17 protein-coding genes and 1 riboswitch are annotated in these 14661 nt (G+C 69.5%); of the genes, 6 read left to right on the top strand and 11 right to left on the bottom strand.

Going from position 1 to position 14661, the window contains the following annotated elements; translation table 11 throughout:
- Window positions 1-6 precede the first annotated feature (6 nt).
- Window positions 7-1521 carry an FAD-linked oxidase C-terminal domain-containing protein gene (locus tag AC1ECW_RS01495; RefSeq protein WP_481201011.1) on the bottom strand — a complete coding sequence of 505 codons (1515 nt, stop codon included), beginning with the start codon at window positions 1519-1521 and terminating at the stop codon, window positions 7-9.
- A 136-nt stretch (window positions 1522-1657) separates the two neighbouring features.
- On the opposite strand from AC1ECW_RS01495, the gene AC1ECW_RS01490 reads away from it, so the two are divergent.
- Window positions 1658-2329: a hypothetical protein gene (locus tag AC1ECW_RS01490; RefSeq protein WP_481201010.1), complete on the top strand. Its 672-nt coding sequence runs from the start codon at window positions 1658-1660 to the stop codon at window positions 2327-2329.
- A gap of 3 nt (window positions 2330-2332) precedes the next feature.
- On the opposite strand, the gene AC1ECW_RS01485 is transcribed toward AC1ECW_RS01490, so the two are convergent.
- The gene (locus AC1ECW_RS01485) at window positions 2333-3061 is read right to left on the bottom strand and encodes a PhaM family polyhydroxyalkanoate granule multifunctional regulatory protein (RefSeq protein WP_409659182.1); all 729 of its coding nucleotides are present in this window, start codon (window positions 3059-3061) and stop codon (window positions 2333-2335) included.
- A 167-nt stretch (window positions 3062-3228) separates the two neighbouring features.
- Between AC1ECW_RS01485 and AC1ECW_RS01480 the strand changes: the two genes are divergently transcribed.
- Window positions 3229-4119, top strand: a complete 891-nt coding sequence (locus AC1ECW_RS01480) for a pirin family protein (protein ID WP_409659180.1) — start codon at window positions 3229-3231, stop codon at window positions 4117-4119.
- Here AC1ECW_RS01480 and AC1ECW_RS01475 read toward each other — a convergent pair.
- On the bottom strand, window positions 4110-5075 hold the full coding sequence (locus AC1ECW_RS01475) for a fumarylacetoacetate hydrolase family protein (RefSeq protein ID WP_409659178.1): 966 nt from the start codon (window positions 5073-5075) through the stop codon (window positions 4110-4112). The two genes, AC1ECW_RS01480 and AC1ECW_RS01475, sit on opposite strands and share 10 nt — an antisense overlap.
- A gap of 64 nt (window positions 5076-5139) precedes the next feature.
- Between AC1ECW_RS01475 and AC1ECW_RS01470 the strand changes: the two genes are divergently transcribed.
- The 3 genes from AC1ECW_RS01470 to AC1ECW_RS01460 all read left to right on the top strand — a co-directional run bounded on the left by AC1ECW_RS01470 (window position 5140) and on the right by AC1ECW_RS01460 (window position 8780).
- A complete protein-coding gene (locus AC1ECW_RS01470; protein WP_409659176.1) occupies window positions 5140-5877 on the top strand; it encodes a DUF3108 domain-containing protein in 738 nt (245 codons plus the stop codon).
- Window positions 5878-6036: 159 nt separating this feature from the next.
- Window positions 6037-6321: a BTH_I0359 family protein gene (locus AC1ECW_RS01465; RefSeq protein WP_409659174.1), complete on the top strand. Its 285-nt coding sequence runs from the start codon at window positions 6037-6039 to the stop codon at window positions 6319-6321.
- A 152-nt stretch (window positions 6322-6473) separates the two neighbouring features.
- Entirely contained in the window at window positions 6474-8780 is a 2307-nt protein-coding gene (locus tag AC1ECW_RS01460; protein ID WP_481201009.1) for an ATP-binding protein, read from the top strand.
- A 25-nt stretch (window positions 8781-8805) separates the two neighbouring features.
- On the opposite strand, the gene AC1ECW_RS01455 is transcribed toward AC1ECW_RS01460, so the two are convergent.
- From AC1ECW_RS01455 to AC1ECW_RS01430, 6 genes are all read right to left on the bottom strand, one after another.
- Window positions 8806-9531 (bottom strand): immunity 52 family protein, encoded by a 726-nt coding sequence (locus AC1ECW_RS01455; RefSeq protein WP_481201008.1) that lies wholly within the window; start codon window positions 9529-9531, stop codon window positions 8806-8808.
- Window positions 9528-10124: a Tox-REase-5 domain-containing protein gene (locus tag AC1ECW_RS01450; RefSeq protein WP_481201007.1), complete on the bottom strand. Its 597-nt coding sequence runs from the start codon at window positions 10122-10124 to the stop codon at window positions 9528-9530. The genes AC1ECW_RS01455 and AC1ECW_RS01450 overlap by 4 nt, the downstream gene beginning before the upstream one ends.
- Window positions 10100-10471, bottom strand: coding sequence for a hypothetical protein (locus AC1ECW_RS01445; RefSeq protein WP_481201006.1), 372 nt, complete (start codon window positions 10469-10471; stop codon window positions 10100-10102). The genes AC1ECW_RS01450 and AC1ECW_RS01445 overlap by 25 nt, the downstream gene beginning before the upstream one ends.
- A complete protein-coding gene (locus AC1ECW_RS01440; protein ID WP_481201005.1) occupies window positions 10455-10958 on the bottom strand; it encodes a DUF4123 domain-containing protein in 504 nt (167 codons plus the stop codon). Before AC1ECW_RS01440 ends, AC1ECW_RS01445 begins: the two co-directional genes overlap by 17 nt.
- 3 nt (window positions 10959-10961) lie before the next feature.
- Complete coding sequence (locus AC1ECW_RS01435) at window positions 10962-11375, bottom strand: PAAR domain-containing protein (RefSeq protein ID WP_481201004.1); 414 nt, start codon at window positions 11373-11375, stop codon at window positions 10962-10964.
- 117 nt (window positions 11376-11492) lie between these two features.
- Window positions 11493-11885: a rhodanese-like domain-containing protein gene (locus tag AC1ECW_RS01430; RefSeq protein ID WP_481201003.1), complete on the bottom strand. Its 393-nt coding sequence runs from the start codon at window positions 11883-11885 to the stop codon at window positions 11493-11495.
- An 88-nt stretch (window positions 11886-11973) separates the two neighbouring features.
- On the opposite strand from AC1ECW_RS01430, the gene AC1ECW_RS01425 reads away from it, so the two are divergent.
- Window positions 11974-13029, top strand: coding sequence for a homocysteine S-methyltransferase family protein (locus AC1ECW_RS01425; RefSeq protein WP_481201002.1), 1056 nt, complete (start codon window positions 11974-11976; stop codon window positions 13027-13029).
- 19 nt (window positions 13030-13048) lie between these two features.
- Here the strand turns inward: AC1ECW_RS01425 and AC1ECW_RS01420 are convergent, their stop codons facing one another.
- Complete coding sequence (locus tag AC1ECW_RS01420) at window positions 13049-13660, bottom strand: OmpA family protein (RefSeq protein WP_481201001.1); 612 nt, start codon at window positions 13658-13660, stop codon at window positions 13049-13051.
- Between the two features lie 78 nt (window positions 13661-13738).
- A complete protein-coding gene (locus AC1ECW_RS01415) occupies window positions 13739-14410 on the bottom strand; it encodes a YiaD family glycine zipper/OmpA-like lipoprotein (RefSeq protein ID WP_409708468.1) in 672 nt (223 codons plus the stop codon).
- Between the two features lie 158 nt (window positions 14411-14568).
- A riboswitch (S-adenosyl-L-homocysteine riboswitch) is annotated at window positions 14569-14650 on the top strand.
- The last annotated feature ends 11 nt before the right edge of the window (window positions 14651-14661 follow it).

Raw genomic sequence — 14661 nt, 5'->3', positions numbered from 1 at the left:
GGAGGGTCAGAAGCGTTCCAGCTCGGGGAAGGGCAGCAGGCCCTTGCGCACGTGCATCTTGCCGTACTCGGCACAGCGGTTCAGCGTGGGCACCACCTTGCCGGGGTTGAGCAGCTCGGCCGGGTCGAAGGCCCGCTTGAGCGCGCGCATCTGCTCCAACTCCTCGGGCGAGAACTGCACGCACATCGAATTGAGTTTTTCCACGCCCACCCCATGCTCGCCGGTGACGGTGCCGCCCAGGGCCACGCTGGTTTCGAGGATGTCCGCGCCGAAGCGCTCGCAGCGCTGCAGTTGGTCGGGGTCGTTGGCGTCGAACAGGATCAGCGGGTGCAGGTTGCCGTCGCCGGCATGAAAGACATTGGCGCAGCGCAGGCCGTATTTCTTTTCCATCTGCTGAATCGCCAGCAGGATGTCGGCCAGGCGCTTGCGCGGGATGGTCGAGTCCATGCACATGTAGTCGGGGCTGATGCGGCCGCTGGCGGGGAAGGCGTTCTTGCGACCGCTCCAGAACTTCAGCCGCTGCGCCTCGTCCTTGCTCACCTCGACGCGGGTGGCGCCCGAGGCGACGAGCACGTCCAGCATGCGCGCAATCTCCTCGGCCACCTCCTCGGGGGTGCCGTCGCTCTCGCACAGCAAGATGGCCTGAGCATTGAGGTCATAGCCGGCATGCACGAAGTCCTCGACGGCGGCCGTCATCGGCTTGTCCATCATCTCCAGCCCGGCGGGGATGATGCCGGCGGCGATCACGTTGGCCACGGCGTCGCCGGCCTTGCGGATGTCGTCGAAGCTGGCCATGATGCAGCGCGCCAGTTGCGGCTTGGGCACCAGTTTCACGGTCACCTCGGTGACCACGCCGAGCATGCCCTCGCTGCCGATGAAGACAGCCAACAGGTCCAGGCCCGGCGCGTCCAGCGCATGGCTGCCCAGTTCCAGCGGCTCGCCTGCGACCGTGTAGCCACGCACCCGCAGCACGTTGTGCACGGTGAGCCCGTACTTCAGACAGTGCACGCCGCCCGAGTTCTCGGCGACGTTGCCTCCGATGGTGCAGGCGATCTGGCTGCTCGGATCGGGCGCGTAGTACAGGCCATAGGGCGCGGCCGCTTCACTGATGGCCAGGTTGCGCACGCCCGACTGCACCACGGCGATCCGTGCATGCGGGTCGATGCGCACGATGCGGTTGAACTTGGCCAGGCTCAGCGTCACGCCCAGGCGGTGGGGCAGGGCGCCCCCCGACAAGCCGGTGCCGGCGCCGCGCGCCACCACCGGCACCTGCAGTCGATGACAGGTGCGCAGCACCGCGGCCACCTGCTCCTCGGTCTCGGGCAGGGCCACGGCCAGCGGCTGCTCGCGATAGGCCGTCAGCCCATCGCATTCGTAAGGCGTGGTGTCCTCGCGGTGCCACAGCAGTGCATGCGCGGGCAGCACCTGCGACAGGGCCTGCACCACCTCGGCCTGGCGCCGGGTGCGTTCGTCCGCTTCGTCGGCTGCGGCCAGCGTGTCGGGACGCAGGGGAGCGTTCATCGGGGGTCTCCTCGTGTGCCGCCAATGTAACGCGGCCGGCTGAGCGTGGGCTGAACACTGCGCGCTTTGAGGCATCATTTCGGCTTTGCTCAGGACGCAAAGATGCGCGGCCCTGGGGCCGTCACGGCCGTCCGACATGCCCATGCCCCCCTCTTCTTCTTCCTTCGCCCTGCGGCCTGGCGCCGCCGTCTGGCTGGCCCTGGCCTTCCTGGGGCTGGCCCACCTGGTCTGGATCGTCCTGCCGGCGCCGGCCACGATGGCGCTGATGAGTGAGCATGGGCCCGTCGAGGGGCTCAACGCTGCCCTGTATGTGGTCACGGCCGCCCTCATCGCGGCGTGGCGCCGGCCCGAGGACGACTGGCGGCTGTGGGCCTCGCTGGCCGTCGTGATGTTGGCGTTTGCGGCCCGCGAGATGGATTGGCACAAGGCCTTCACCGGCACGAGCGTGCTCAAGTTCAGCTTCTTCCTGCGCGACGGACGCCCCCTGCACCGCGTGGTGGCCGCACTGGTGCTGGCCCCGGTGGCCTTGGCCTGCGCCCACCTCGTCGTGCGGCGGGGGCCGGGCGTGCTGCGCGGCCTGCGGCGCGGCGATCCGGTGGCCGTCACGGTGCTCACCTTCGCGGTGACGCTGGTGGTGGGCAAGGTGGCCGACCGCGCCCCGGCCATCCTGGCCGAGGAGCTGGGCATCGTGCTCGGGGCCGCCGTGCGGGCCTGGCAGACCGCCATCGAGGAGGTGATGGAGCTGGCCCTGGCATTCCTGGTGGCCCTGGGCGCCTGGCAGCACCGGCAACGGGATCGGCGGTCCTGAGGCTCAGCCCTTGCGGGCCTTGGCGGACGGCCGGCGGGGCGCCGATGCGCGTGGCTTCGGGGTGGCGGCCTGCATCGCCACTTGGCCGGCGGCCTGGCCCGCCCGTGCGGCCAGTCCGGCAGCGCCGGCGGCGCCGGCCTTGACCTGACGGGCGGCCTTGCCCGCGGTGGCCACGCTCTTGCGCAGGGTATCCTCGGCGGCCGTGAACGACTGACGGACCAGTTCGCCGGCCAGGTGGCGCGCCGATTCGCTGGCGGCATCCTTCATGGCCGAGGCGGCCAGAGTGGTGAACTGGCGGGTCAGGGCGCCCCACCACTGCACCGGATCGACGGCCGGTGCCGCGGCCGCCCCGCTCGCCAGGGCTGCCGCCTTCGCGGCCGGACGCCGGCGCGTCTTCGGTCGGTCCGCCGCCTTCGCGGCAGCCTCGGGCGGGCGCAGCGTCAGCGACTCGCGCAAGGTCTCCACCGGCACGTTCATGGTCTTCAGCGTGGACAGCGTCATGCGCTGCACCTCCAGCGCCTGGATGGTGGCGCCGAGCATGCGGGCGTTTTGCTCCAGCCAGAACTGCACGGTGCGCAGTTCCTCGATGCGTTTTTCCAGCTCCTCGGGGTTGAGCGTGGGGGCGACCCACTGCCCGAAGTTGGGCAGGGCCGAGCCGGCATTCTTCACCAGGCCTTGCAGGAAGTCGAAACCGGGCACCAGCTTGCCGATGCCTTGCAGGGGGTCGCTCATCGCGGGGGCTCCGTGGTTGCTGCGCTGAGGGCCATTGTGCGCTGCCGGTGCGCAGCGGCCAAGCGCATCGGCACTCGGGGTTTGGGGCGCAGGCTGCCCTGGATCTCGCCGGTGGTGGTAGGCTGAAGTCCCGGCAGATGCCTGCCGCATCGTGAGGACGACCCCCTATGGCATTCATCCGGCTGGCCTCCCACACCCACGACCTGGGCGATGGTTTCATGGTGCGCCGCCTGCTGCCGGCCGCCGCCGCCCGGGCCGTGGGCCCTTTCGTTTTCTTCGACCACATGGGCCCGGCCGAATTCGCGCCGGGCCAGGGACTGGACGTGCGGCCCCACCCTCACATCGGTCTGGCCACCGTCACCTACCTCTTCGAGGGCGTGATCACCCATCGCGACAGCCTGGGCACGGTGCGCGACATCCGTCCGGGCGACGTCAACTGGATGGTCGCCGGGCGCGGCATCGTGCATTCCGAGCGCTCGCCGCAGGCGCTGCGCGCGGCTGGGCACCGCCTGCATGGCATCCAGACCTGGGTGGCGCTGCCGCTGGCCGACGAGGAGGCCCTGCCCGACTTCGTTCACGTCAGCGCGGCCGGCCTGCCCGAGGTGCGCTCGGCCGGCGTGCACCTGCGCGTGATCGCCGGCGACGCCTTTGGCCAGACCTCGCCAGTGCCGGTGCGCAGCCGCACGCTCTATGTGGCCGGCGAGATCGAATCGACCGCTCACATGGAGGTCCCGCTGGAGCACGAGGAGCGGGCGCTGTACGTCGTCTCGGGCTCGCTCACGGCCGACGGCGAGCCGCTGAACCCCGGCGACATGCTCGTGCTGCCGCCGCGGCCGGTGCGCCTGCGGGCGCTGGAGGCGGTGCGCTTCATGCTGATCGGCGGCGACCCGCTCGACCTGGGCCCGGGCAATACCGCCGAGCACCCGCGTCACATGCGCTGGAACTTCGTCTCCTCGCGCCAGGAACGCATCGAGCAGGCCGTCCAGGCCTGGGCCCGCCAGGATCCGCAGGCCTTCCCGCCGGTGCCCGGCGAGACGGAACGCATTCCTTATCCTTGAGCGGGCACTTCGCAGTCGATGGCGCCCATCGGGGGGCTGCCGTCGTCGGCTTGCAGCTCGATGTGCACGCGGTCGCCGGCCAGCAGCCAGGGGCTGCGCGGCTCGCCGTGCTCGCGGGTCTCCTGGGCGCGCCGCTCGGCCAGGCAGGCCACCCCGCCAGAGGGCTCGACCGGGCTGAGCGGCCCGCTGTGCACGACGGTGCCGGCGGGCAGGGCCCGTGTGCGGGCGGCCTGGGCCAGCCAGCGGCCCACGTGCCAGGCCATCGCGGCCCCGGCATCGCCACGACACAGGCGCCGGCCCTGGGCCTGCACCTTCAGGCCCAGGTGCACGCGGCCGCGCCGCCAGGCCTCGCCCAGTTCGTCGGGCGTGACGGCCACCGGGCCGTACGACGTGGCAGGGCGGCCGTGCAGCAGCCCCAGGCCCAGCGCCCGCTCCTCCTCCAGCCGGGCCGGCAGCGTCCAGGTGCAGGCCAGCATCAGCAGCCGCACGCCCTCCAGCGCCTCGGCGGGGCTGCACGCCGGGGCCACGTCGCCGGTGACGACCGCCAGCCCGGGCCCGAGGTCCGCAGCAGCCTGCGCCGTCGGCCCGGGCGGCGGATCGGTCGGCCCCAGCACGTCGCCGACCCAGGGCCGCACGAGCGGGCCATCGACCTTGGCCGGCACCGGCCAGCCCAGGCGCTCGAGGTGCGCGGCGCTGGCCCAGGCGTCGTAGGCCTGCACCGGGCGGGGCAGGGGGGCCATGCACAGCGCCGGATCGAAGGGGAAGGCGTGGCGGGCACGGCCTTGGTTGAGGGTCACGTACAGATCCTGCAACTGCGGCGACAGGAAGTTCCAGTCGTCCAGCACCTGCTGCAAGCGGGTGGCGATGCCGGCCGCATAATGGGCCTGGGTGAGGTCGCGCGACACCACGACGAGCTGTCCATCGCGCGAACCATCCTTGTACGTGGCGAGTTTCATGCCGGGAGAGGGAAACGCAGAATGCACGATTGTAGGCAGCGCCCCTTGGGCGAGCGGGCCCGCCATGGCGCCTGACCGCAGCCGGCGCCGCCTGCTGCAGACCCTGGTTTGGGCTGGCCCGTCGGTGGCCTGGGCCGGGCAGCCCGATGGCCCGCCGCCGGTCTATCGCACCGCATGGCCGCCGCCGGCCACGCTGGACTACCAGGTGCGCCGCGGCATCCTGTCCGGCCAGGGCCGCCTGAGCTGGGATCCCCGGCCGCCCCGGTACGAGCTGCAACTGCAGGCGCGCGTGCCGCTGCTGGGTACCATCCTGACCCAGACCAGCACCGGCCTGCTCGAGGCCTCGGGCCTGGTGCCTGAGCGCTTCACCGACGAACGCCTGAAGCGCCCGCCGAGGGTGGCCGATTTTCATCGGCCGCGCGGCCCCATCACCTTCAGCGGCCGCGAGGACACCCGGCCGCTGCAACCGGGCCTGCAGGACCGTCTGAGCTGGATGATCCAGCTGCCGGCCATCGTGCAGGCCGATGCCAGCTGGCACCAAGCCGGCCGCGAGCTGAGCTTGCTCGTCGTGAGCGCGCGCGCCGATCTGGATCGTTGGGTGTTCCTCTCGCACGGGGACCAGACGATCGCCCTGACCGACGGGCGCAGTGTGCGTGCCCTGCGCCTGGAGCGCCTGAACGCTTCCGCCAGTGGCACTCGCGCCGAGGTGTGGCTGGATCCCTCGCGCCACCACCTGCCGGTGCGCGCCCGCCTCGTCGAAGGCCGCGACGAGCCCTTCGAGCTCGTGCTGGCGGGGGGTTGAGGTTCTCAAGCCGCCGCCCGGGCCGCCGATACCTCCGGCAAGGGGGTGGACGGCGGGCTTGAAACTTGCAGCGGCATCCCCAGATCTCACCCACAGCAGGGACCGGGCGGTACAGCCACACAGGCCGCGCCAAGCCCGGCCCGTGAAGGAGAGTGCTCCATGCAAATGCTCTACAACTCGGACAATTTCGCCGTCGTGGCCTTTGAGGTGCCCGCAAGCGAGCCTGCATCCCGGGCCGGCGAGACGACCGGGGCGCTCACTCGCGGGGGCTACGAGATCGTGGACAAGTTCTCGCGCAAGGAGATCTACCTTGAAGGGGCGATGGCCGAAAGCTTCAAGGCCGGCGTCGAAGCCCTGATCCAGACCTCGCCCAGCGTCGAGGAGATCGACGCCTATATCGAGCGATTCACCTCGCTGATGCACCAGCCGGTGGTGCTGCACTGAGCCTCGATCCAGCAAATTGACCGCGGCAGGCCGCAGGCCACGGCATCTGCCCTTTGAAACCCCGGGCCTGCCGCGGCGGCGGCGGGCTTCCCATGCCGCCTGGCCTGCGTTATGGTGGCCGCACGTCCATCCTTGGCGACAAGGAGGTGTCCATGGTTCGACGTCTGGCGCAGGCACGCGAATGGCCTTCCCCTGGGCTGCGCGAGGCGCCCGTGCTCGACCGCATGTGCTCGCACTTCGTGCTCACGCTCACGCTGCGTCATCCGGGGCGCTTCAACGTGCGGCGCGACTGGAACGCCCTGCTGGGCCTGACCGGTCGCCATCTCGTCTGGCCTGCGCCGGTGTTGCAACGGCTGCGAGAGTACCTCGGCCGGCGCTGCGCCGGCAACGCCCTGTGGCGGGGCCACGAACGGCTGGACGACGAGGCCTTTCTCCTGCGTCATGGCGCCTGGCGAGGCCCCTACGAGGAGGGCACACTGTTCTTCTACCTCGACGAATCCATCAAGGACGCGCCCAAGGATCTGATGGCCGTGCTCGGCGCCACGCGCGACTGGCTCGACCGCGATCTGCGGCGGGCATCGACCCTGGTGCAGCGCAACATCGACGCCCTGGGCGGGCTGTTGCAGCTCAACCCGGCCGAGCGGGCCCTGTTGCTGTATGGCACGCTCGCGCGTTACCAGCGCGAGCTGCGCGGCCTGCTGGTGGAGTTCAAGGTGGCCAATGCCCAGGAGGCCTATGCCCTGCTGGCCGAGGTGGCCCAGGTCGATGAACGCGAGGTGGCCGAGGCCCTGCGCGCCGGATCGCGCCTGGAGCGCATCGGCATGGTCGAGAACCTGATCTCCGAGCACAACATCACCGACCTGGCCGACCTGATGAAGGTCTCCGAGCAACTGCCGCCGGTGCTGATGCGCGAATACCGCGACCCGGCCGACCTGATGGCCGTGTTCACCCGGCCGGCCACGCCCACCGAGCTCACGCTGGCCGACTTCCATTACGTGGCCGAGGACGCGCGCGTGATGGTCGCCCTGCTGCGCAATGCGGTGGCGCGCCGCGAGGCCGGCGTCAACATCCTGGTCTATGGCCCGCCCGGCACCGGCAAGACCGAACTGGCCAAGGTCATGGCCAAGTCCGCCGGACTCGAGCTCTACGAGGTGGAGTACGCCGACCGGGACGGCAACTCCCTGTCGGGCCGCGACCGCTACCGCTCGCTGCAGATCAGCCATGTCTTCCTCAAGGGCAGCCCCAACGTGGCCTTGCTCTTCGACGAGGTCGAGGATGTCTTTCCGCCGCTGTCCACCGACGCCGCGCAATGGATGGCCCGGCTCGACGCCGGCGAGGGCCCGCCCAGCGGATCGGTCAGTGGCAAGGCCTGGGTGAACCAGGTGCTCGAGAGCAACCCCGTGCCGGTGATCTGGGTGACCAACCGCATCGAACAAATCGACCCAGCCTTCCGGCGCCGCTTTCAGTACCATCTCGAACTGCGCTCGCCCCCGCCCGGAGCCCGTGAGGGCCTGGTGCGCAAGGCCCTGGCCGGGGTGCCGGTCGGCGAGGGCTTCGTGGCCCGGCTCACCGCTCGCAAGGGGCTCACCCCCGCGCAGATCCGCACCGCGGTGCGCTTTGCCTGCCTGGCGCGCGAGGGCGATGACGACGCCCGGCTGGAGCCGCTGATCGAGCGCCAGCTGGCCAACGCCGACCGGGCGCTCGGCGTCGGGGCCGGCGAGCGCGGCCCGCGCGTGAGCGTGACGCATTACGACCTTGGCCTGCTGCACACCGAGTCGCGCTTCCCGGTGCCGCGCATCGTCGAGGCCCTGCGCCGCCGCCAGCTCGGCACGCTGTGCTTCCACGGCCCGCCGGGCAGCGGCAAGACGGCGCTGGCCGAGCACATCGCCGCCGAGCTGCAACAGCCCCTGCTGGTGCGCCAGGCATCCGATCTGGTGAGCAAGTATGTCGGCGAGACCGAGCAGAACATGGCCCGCATGTTCGAGGAGGCCCAGGCCGAGGGCGCGGTGCTGCTGCTCGACGAGGCCGACAGCTTCCTGCGCAGCCGCCGCATGGCCGAGCGCCACTACGAGGTCAGCGAGGTCAACGAGATGCTCCAAGGCATGGAGCGCTTCGCCGGCATCTTCATCTGCACGACCAATCTCTTCGAGGATCTGGACGAGGCGGCGCTGCGCCGCTTTACGTTCAAGATCCGCTTCCATCCGCTCCTGCCGGCGCAGCGTGAGCGCATGTTCGCCGCCGAGGCGCTGGGCGACGCGCAGGCGGCCCTGCCGTCCGAACAGCGCGAGCGCCTGGCCCGGCTCGACCAGCTCACCCCCGGCGACTTCGCGGCCGTGTGCCGCCAAGCCGACCTGCTGGGCACGGCCTTCACGCCCGACGAATTCCTGTCCCAGCTCGAGGCCGAACACCGCACCAAACCCGAGGTGCGCGTGCGACGGGCCATGGGTTTCGTGCGCTGATGCGAAATGCCCGGCTCCACATTCGTCAAAGGTCCGCATACCGTGGCAGCAAGTCCTGATCGACCAAACGAATCTCGATGGCGTTGGCAATTCGCACGTGATCCGGGTTCTCGTCGGAGAACGGCTCGTCGGTGACGCTGACGATGATCGTGCCCCGCTGCTCGTCCTTGCCTTTGGCGTTCTTCCCCATCACGGGCACCAGCGCCCGCGCCTCGGGCACTTGCTGCGCCGTCAGCACGCGCGGCAGGTACAGCATCCAGCCGACGCCGGGGCGGTCTTTGAAAACGCGGACATCGTAATAGCCATTGCTTTCCAAAGAAACGTAACTTGGACTCCAGATGTCTACCCCAACTGCTACAGCTTCAGCGATTGCGTGCCAATCATCTGAGAACGACTGGGGGCGCCCGACGAAGGTAACGAGACTAGGGTGGTCTACGGGTCTTGCAATGAACCGCAGGGAGGCTCCCGCAAGTCCCTGCTTGCCGTTCCAGATCGAGATGATCCTAGGATCAAGCTTTCGGGCGAGATTTGTTTCAAGCACAGCCATTGCAGCCTTGGTTGGCTGACCATCCTTGAATACTTGGTACAGCAAAGCCTCTTCTTCGGTCTCGCCGGCCAGGAACCACTCTTCCAAATTGGAAGACAGCCGCTCAAGAGCCTTAGAGAAGCGCTGCAACCGATCGAGAATCTCAGCGACAGACTGATCTTCTTCGGCTTTCAAGGAGAGCGTAAGTTCGTAGGCATGTTTCATGGGCGATGAACCGTCTCTATCTGCAGCTTTGCTGCCGAAAACAACTTTGAAAAGTAGCGAAAGCTCTTGGGCTCCATGAAATGCCACCTCAACTGGACGGGAGGCTGCGGTGACGCTGCCTTCGACTGAGCGACTGCTTGGTCGAGAAGGGCTTCGTCCCCCTTCCAGAAATCTCGTCGATAGCCAAACTCATCGAAAAACTGGTCATACCGCGCCTTGGCCTCCCTGAGCAGGCATAGGCCGGAGTCGAAGCCGTCGAAACGCACACCGTTGAACTGCCACTCGACCAGGTAGCCTTGCGGCGCAGGTGGCATCTGCGCGATGCGGCGCTGGTAGTCGATCGAGTCTTGCGACCACCCTGCCGTCGATTGCAGGGCGGCTTCGCCCCGATCGGGCGGACACTCCTTGCACTTTTCTTTGGCCCGGGTGGGCGCCTCGACACGCGCGATGGTCGAGTCCCTCGCCTTGTCGGCCTGCTCTTGGCGCTTGCGCGCCTGTTCTTTGGCGGCCTCACCGGCGGCCACGCCCACGCCAAGTGCGGCCAGCACGCGCAGGGCGGCCGCTTCGATCAGAGGGGGGGCTGCTGCGGCCATGCACCGATCTCCTTGAATCTGTATTGAACCACTGCCCCCAACTCGTCGAGCCGTTGTTCCGGCGTCGCACCGGGCTTGCGCAGATAGCGATCGACCGGCGGCTCGTCATGGATGCGCGGGGCATCGGCCGCCCAGTGCAGCAGCCGCACGATGTGCGTTGTGCTGCAAAACCCAACGCGTGCGGCGTAGTCGTACGCGGCCTGCATCCGCGCGAGGACCGCCTCACGGCCCGGGTGCTCTCGCATGTCGGTGCGATGGGCGAGGAACGCATCGCACACGGCGGCGACAAACTGGTTGGCTTCGCTTTGTTGCAGGGCCCGCCACTGCGCCTCAGTGAGCGTCAACAAGGTGCCTCCCGATCCACAGGCGACGGCCTTCGTGCAGCAAGTGCCACTCATGGATGAGGCCGAAGAACTCTTCCCGTTGCGCAGCGTCGAGGGTGCGCGCCAGCTTGACCAGCACGCGCGGGTCCCAGAAGCGCAGCAGGGCGCTGCGGCCATCGGGCAGGTGCACGTCCAGCCGCAGTTGCAGCAGTTGCGCCAGGCCCTCCAGGTCCTGCGCGGCGATCAGCCAGACGAGCGCAGGCGCCTCGCGTTCGAGCGTGCCGAGTTCGGCAAGCATCGCCTCGTCCGCCCAGGCCGCTTCCACGAGCCAGGGACCGGCATGGGCCAGCGCCGCGTCCGGTGTCCCCGCAAACAGCGGGAACAAGCCCTGGCCGGCCTGGAGGCGTTTGCACAGATGGGTCTGGTATTGCACACCGTCGACCAGCGCATACAGCCTCAGCGCGGGCAGTGTGTGACGTAGCTGCTCCCACCGGGATTGCACGTCGAGCATCCCTCACCCCCGGATCACGAAGGGGCTGCCCAGGTGGGCGGCCTTGCGCAGGCAGTTGAGACACAGGCCCGAGGCCGTGGGCGCCGCCACCTGAGCGGCCGCGTCGACGGCCTCGGCCTGCATGTTGGCTGTGGAATCGCCCATCGAAGATTCGTCGGACCACGTTGCGGTGAACTGACTGGCAACGAGACGTGCACCGCAGGCCACGGTGTCGCCGTGGCGGGCGTAGCCGCGGCCCTGGCCGTCCACCATGTCCGGTGCGCCGCTGGTGATCGCAAAAACCCCCTTGCAACGGCGGCACACCACCATGTCACCCACGCGAGCCATGTATTTGCCGTGGATGTCGCTGCGGTCGTCGGCGCTGACGACCGTGCCGCCATGGGTGGTCCTGTCGCCCAGGACGATGAACGGGCGCATGCAGTCCTCTCCTGATGGTGTTGTGCGACCCCAGCGTGCTGCATCATGCGGGGCCAACGGGCAGTTTATGCAGCGTCAACGCACACGCTGTAATGAGTTGTGACACGATGGGGCGCGCTACATCTGTTCCCAGGGCAAGCCGTCGTGCCGCCAGCCGTTCAGCGTGCCGCGGTGCAAGCGCTCGTCGCGATCACCCTCGAAGCCGTGGCGCACGTTGACCACCTCGGTGAAGCCGGCAGCCTCCAGGGCCCGCGCGGCCTCGAGGCTGCGGTGGCCCGAGCGGCAGATCAGCACCACCGGGCGGTGCGGGCTGGCGGCCTCGCGCCGCACGCGCTCGACGAAGCGCGCTTCGTCGATCTCCATCTCGGGGTATTCGTACCAGGGAATGTGCACCGCACCCGGCGGGTGGCCCACGTACAGGTACTCGATCTCCATGCGCACGTCCACGAAGAGGGCGTCGGGGTGGGCCTGCAGGTAGGCCCAGGCCTGGCGGGGGGTGAGGTCTTTCATGGCATCGGGGATCGGTCGTGGCGGCATTGTCCCGCAGCGGCAAGCCCCCGGGGAGCGCCGACCCGGCGCCCATGCCTACAATGTGTCCATGGACGCCCGACCCTACACCCGCGCTGCCGCGCTGCCGGCCCTGATGCGCCAGCGCATCGTCATCCTCGACGGCGCGATGGGCACCATGATCCAGCGCTACAGGCTCGGCGAGGCCGACTACCGCGGCACACGCTTTGCCGACCACCCCAAGGATCTCAAGGGCAACAACGAGCTGCTGGTGTTCACGCGGCCCGATGTCATCACCGAGATCCACGAGGCCTACCTGGCCGCCGGCGCCGACATCATCGAGACCAACACCTTCGGTGCCACCTCGGTGGCCCAGGAGGACTACGGCCTGGCCCCGCTGGCGCGAGAGATGAACGTCGAGGCCGCCCGCCTGGCCCGCGCCGCCTGCGACAAGTACGGCACGCCCGACAGGCCGCGCTTCGTGGCCGGTGCTTTCGGCCCCACACCGCGCACGGCCAGCATCAGCCCGGACGTCAACGATCCCGGCGCGCGCAACGTCGATTTCGACACCCTGCGTGCGGCCTATTACGAGCAGGCCGAGGGCCTGCTCGAGGGCGGGGCCGACCTCTTCCTCGTCGAGACCATCTTCGACACGCTCAACGCCAAGGCGGCGATCTTCGCGATCGACGAGCTGTTCGAAGCCACCGGCGAGCGCTTGCCGGTGATCATCTCGGGCACCGTCACCGACGCGTCCGGACGCATCCTCTCGGGCCAGACGGTCAGCGCCTTCTGGCATTCGGTGCGCCATGCCCGACCCATCGCGGTGGGCCTGAACTGCGCGCTGGGCGCGGCGCTGATGCGTCCCTACCTGGAAGAACTGGCCAAGGCCGCCAGCGACACCTTCATCTCCTGCTATCCCAATGCAGGCCTGCCCAACCCGATGAGCGACACGGGCTTCGACGAGACGCCCGAGGTCACCGGCGCGCTGATGGAAGACTTCGCACGCGCCGGCCTGCTCAACATCGCCGGCGGCTGCTGCGGCACCACGCCCGAGCACATCGCGGCGATCGCCCAGCGGGTGGGCCGCTACCAGCCCCGCTGTCAAGCCCAGGGGCTGTTCAGCAGCCTGGTGCCCCAGGCTGCCTGAGGATCGCAAGGGCCTGCGCTCAGGGCGCAGGCACGCTGATCAGCAGCTCCACCCGGCGGTTCAAGGCCCGGCCCTGGGCGGTGGTGTTGTCGGCCACCGGTTCGCTCTTGCCGCGGCCTTCGGCCAGCAGGCGCTCGAAGGCGATGCCGCGCGCGACCAGGTAGTCGCGCGTCGATTCGGCGCGTTCCTTCGACAGGCGGTTGTTCAGCGCGTCCGAGCCCCGGCTGTCGGTGTGTCCAAGGATCTGCACCCGGGTGTCGGGGGCCTCGAGCAGGGCGGCGGCCACCAGGTCCAGGGTCTGGCGAAAGCCTGCCGTCACCGCGCTGCGCCCCGACTCGAAGGCGCTGTCGCCGGTGGCACGCACCAGCAGCCGGTTGTCCTCGGTGCGGCGCACTTCCACCTGGCCGGCCCGGGCTGCGCCCAGCAGGCGTTGGGCCAGGGCCTCCATCGACGCCGTCCAGGCATGGCCGTCGATCACCGAGACGGCCGCAGCGGGGGCGGGGGCCGGGGGCGGCGCGGCCGCCGCGCTTGGCGGGGGCGGGGGCGGCTCGGTCGGGGTGGGCGTGGCGCATCCGCAGAGCAGGGCAACCCCGGCCATCCAGGGCCAAAGCCGGTGCGGGCACAGCATCATGTCGTTTCCTCCTGAGATCGGTCTGTGATGACGAACAAAAAGCCCCGGCAGGGTGCCGGGGCTGGATGGGCAAAGGGGTCAGCGGGCCTGGGCGGTCTGCTCGCGCTCGGCCACGTAGATCTCCACGCGGCGGTTCTTGGCACGGCCCTCGGCCGTGTCGTTGCTGGCCACGGGCTCGCGACTGCCGCGACCGTCGATCGCGATGCGCGAGACGGCCACGCCGCGGGCCACGAGGTAGTCGCGCGTGCTGGCGGCGCGCTCGATGGACAAGGGGTTGTTCACCGCATCGGAGCCGGTGCTGTCGGTGTGGCCCACGATGCGGATCTCGGTGGCCGGATGCTCGCGCATGCTCTGGGCGAATTTGTCGAGCACGCCGGCCAGTTGCGGCCGGATGGCCGAGCGGCCCACGTCGAAGCCGGCGTCCGACGGGATCTGCACGCGGATCTGGTTGTCGGCGGTGCGTTCCACCCCGATGCCGGTGCCCGCGCTGGCCTGCTCCATCTTGGCGCGCTGCTCCTCCATGCGCTTGGACCAGATGTAGCCGCCCAGCGCGCCGACGGCGGCACCGGCGGCCGCGCCGGTGGCCGCGCTCTTGCCCTTGTTGCCCCCGGCGGTGGCCAATCCGATCACCGCGCCGGCCGCCGCGCCGATGCCGGCGCCCTTGGCGGTGTTCTGCTGGGTCTCACTCATGTTGGCGCAGCCTGCAGCCGCCAGGGCCAGGGCGCACACAGCCACGACATTGCGTTTCATGATCGTTCCTTACAGCAAAAAAGGACAAGGTCCCGATTCGAGCCGATGCGCGGTCGGCTGGCAAGGCCTGATCGTTGGAAAATGTAACGACCGCGCAGCACCGGCGGCACGAGCCGCCGGCCAGCGCCTGATTGGAGAGCCTTCGCGTAGAATGTGTTCCCTCCAAGGAGCGTTGCAGCACCGGCGCATTGGGCGTCGCGTGTCAGGCTTGGATTTGTTTCGCAACGACGCTCACCCGCGCCACGGGTGAG

Source organism: Caldimonas hydrothermalis (assembly GCF_056746695.1).
This window is presented reverse-complemented; position numbering and strand designations above follow the sequence as displayed.

Bases quoted from the DNA above. Each gene is read 5' to 3' on its own strand.
- AC1ECW_RS01495 (WP_481201011.1), bottom strand. From the start codon at position 1,521: ATGAACGCTCCCCTGCGTCCCGACACGCTGGCCGCAGCCGACGAAGCG.
- AC1ECW_RS01490 (WP_481201010.1), top strand. From the start codon at position 1,658: ATGCCCATGCCCCCCTCTTCTTCTTCCTTCGCCCTGCGGCCTGGCGCC.
- AC1ECW_RS01485 (WP_409659182.1), bottom strand. From the start codon at position 3,061: ATGAGCGACCCCCTGCAAGGCATCGGCAAGCTGGTGCCCGGTTTCGAC.
- AC1ECW_RS01480 (WP_409659180.1), top strand. From the start codon at position 3,229: ATGGCATTCATCCGGCTGGCCTCCCACACCCACGACCTGGGCGATGGT.
- AC1ECW_RS01475 (WP_409659178.1), bottom strand. From the start codon at position 5,075: ATGAAACTCGCCACGTACAAGGATGGTTCGCGCGATGGACAGCTCGTC.
- AC1ECW_RS01470 (WP_409659176.1), top strand. From the start codon at position 5,140: ATGGCGCCTGACCGCAGCCGGCGCCGCCTGCTGCAGACCCTGGTTTGG.
- AC1ECW_RS01465 (WP_409659174.1), top strand. From the start codon at position 6,037: ATGCAAATGCTCTACAACTCGGACAATTTCGCCGTCGTGGCCTTTGAG.
- AC1ECW_RS01460 (WP_481201009.1), top strand. From the start codon at position 6,474: ATGGTTCGACGTCTGGCGCAGGCACGCGAATGGCCTTCCCCTGGGCTG.
- AC1ECW_RS01455 (WP_481201008.1), bottom strand. From the start codon at position 9,531: ATGAAACATGCCTACGAACTTACGCTCTCCTTGAAAGCCGAAGAAGAT.
- AC1ECW_RS01450 (WP_481201007.1), bottom strand. From the start codon at position 10,124: ATGGCCGCAGCAGCCCCCCCTCTGATCGAAGCGGCCGCCCTGCGCGTG.
- AC1ECW_RS01440 (WP_481201005.1), bottom strand. From the start codon at position 10,958: ATGCTCGACGTGCAATCCCGGTGGGAGCAGCTACGTCACACACTGCCC.
- AC1ECW_RS01435 (WP_481201004.1), bottom strand. From the start codon at position 11,375: ATGCGCCCGTTCATCGTCCTGGGCGACAGGACCACCCATGGCGGCACG.
- AC1ECW_RS01430 (WP_481201003.1), bottom strand. From the start codon at position 11,885: ATGAAAGACCTCACCCCCCGCCAGGCCTGGGCCTACCTGCAGGCCCAC.
- AC1ECW_RS01425 (WP_481201002.1), top strand. From the start codon at position 11,974: ATGGACGCCCGACCCTACACCCGCGCTGCCGCGCTGCCGGCCCTGATG.
- AC1ECW_RS01420 (WP_481201001.1), bottom strand. From the start codon at position 13,660: ATGATGCTGTGCCCGCACCGGCTTTGGCCCTGGATGGCCGGGGTTGCC.
- AC1ECW_RS01415 (WP_409708468.1), bottom strand. From the start codon at position 14,410: ATGAAACGCAATGTCGTGGCTGTGTGCGCCCTGGCCCTGGCGGCTGCA.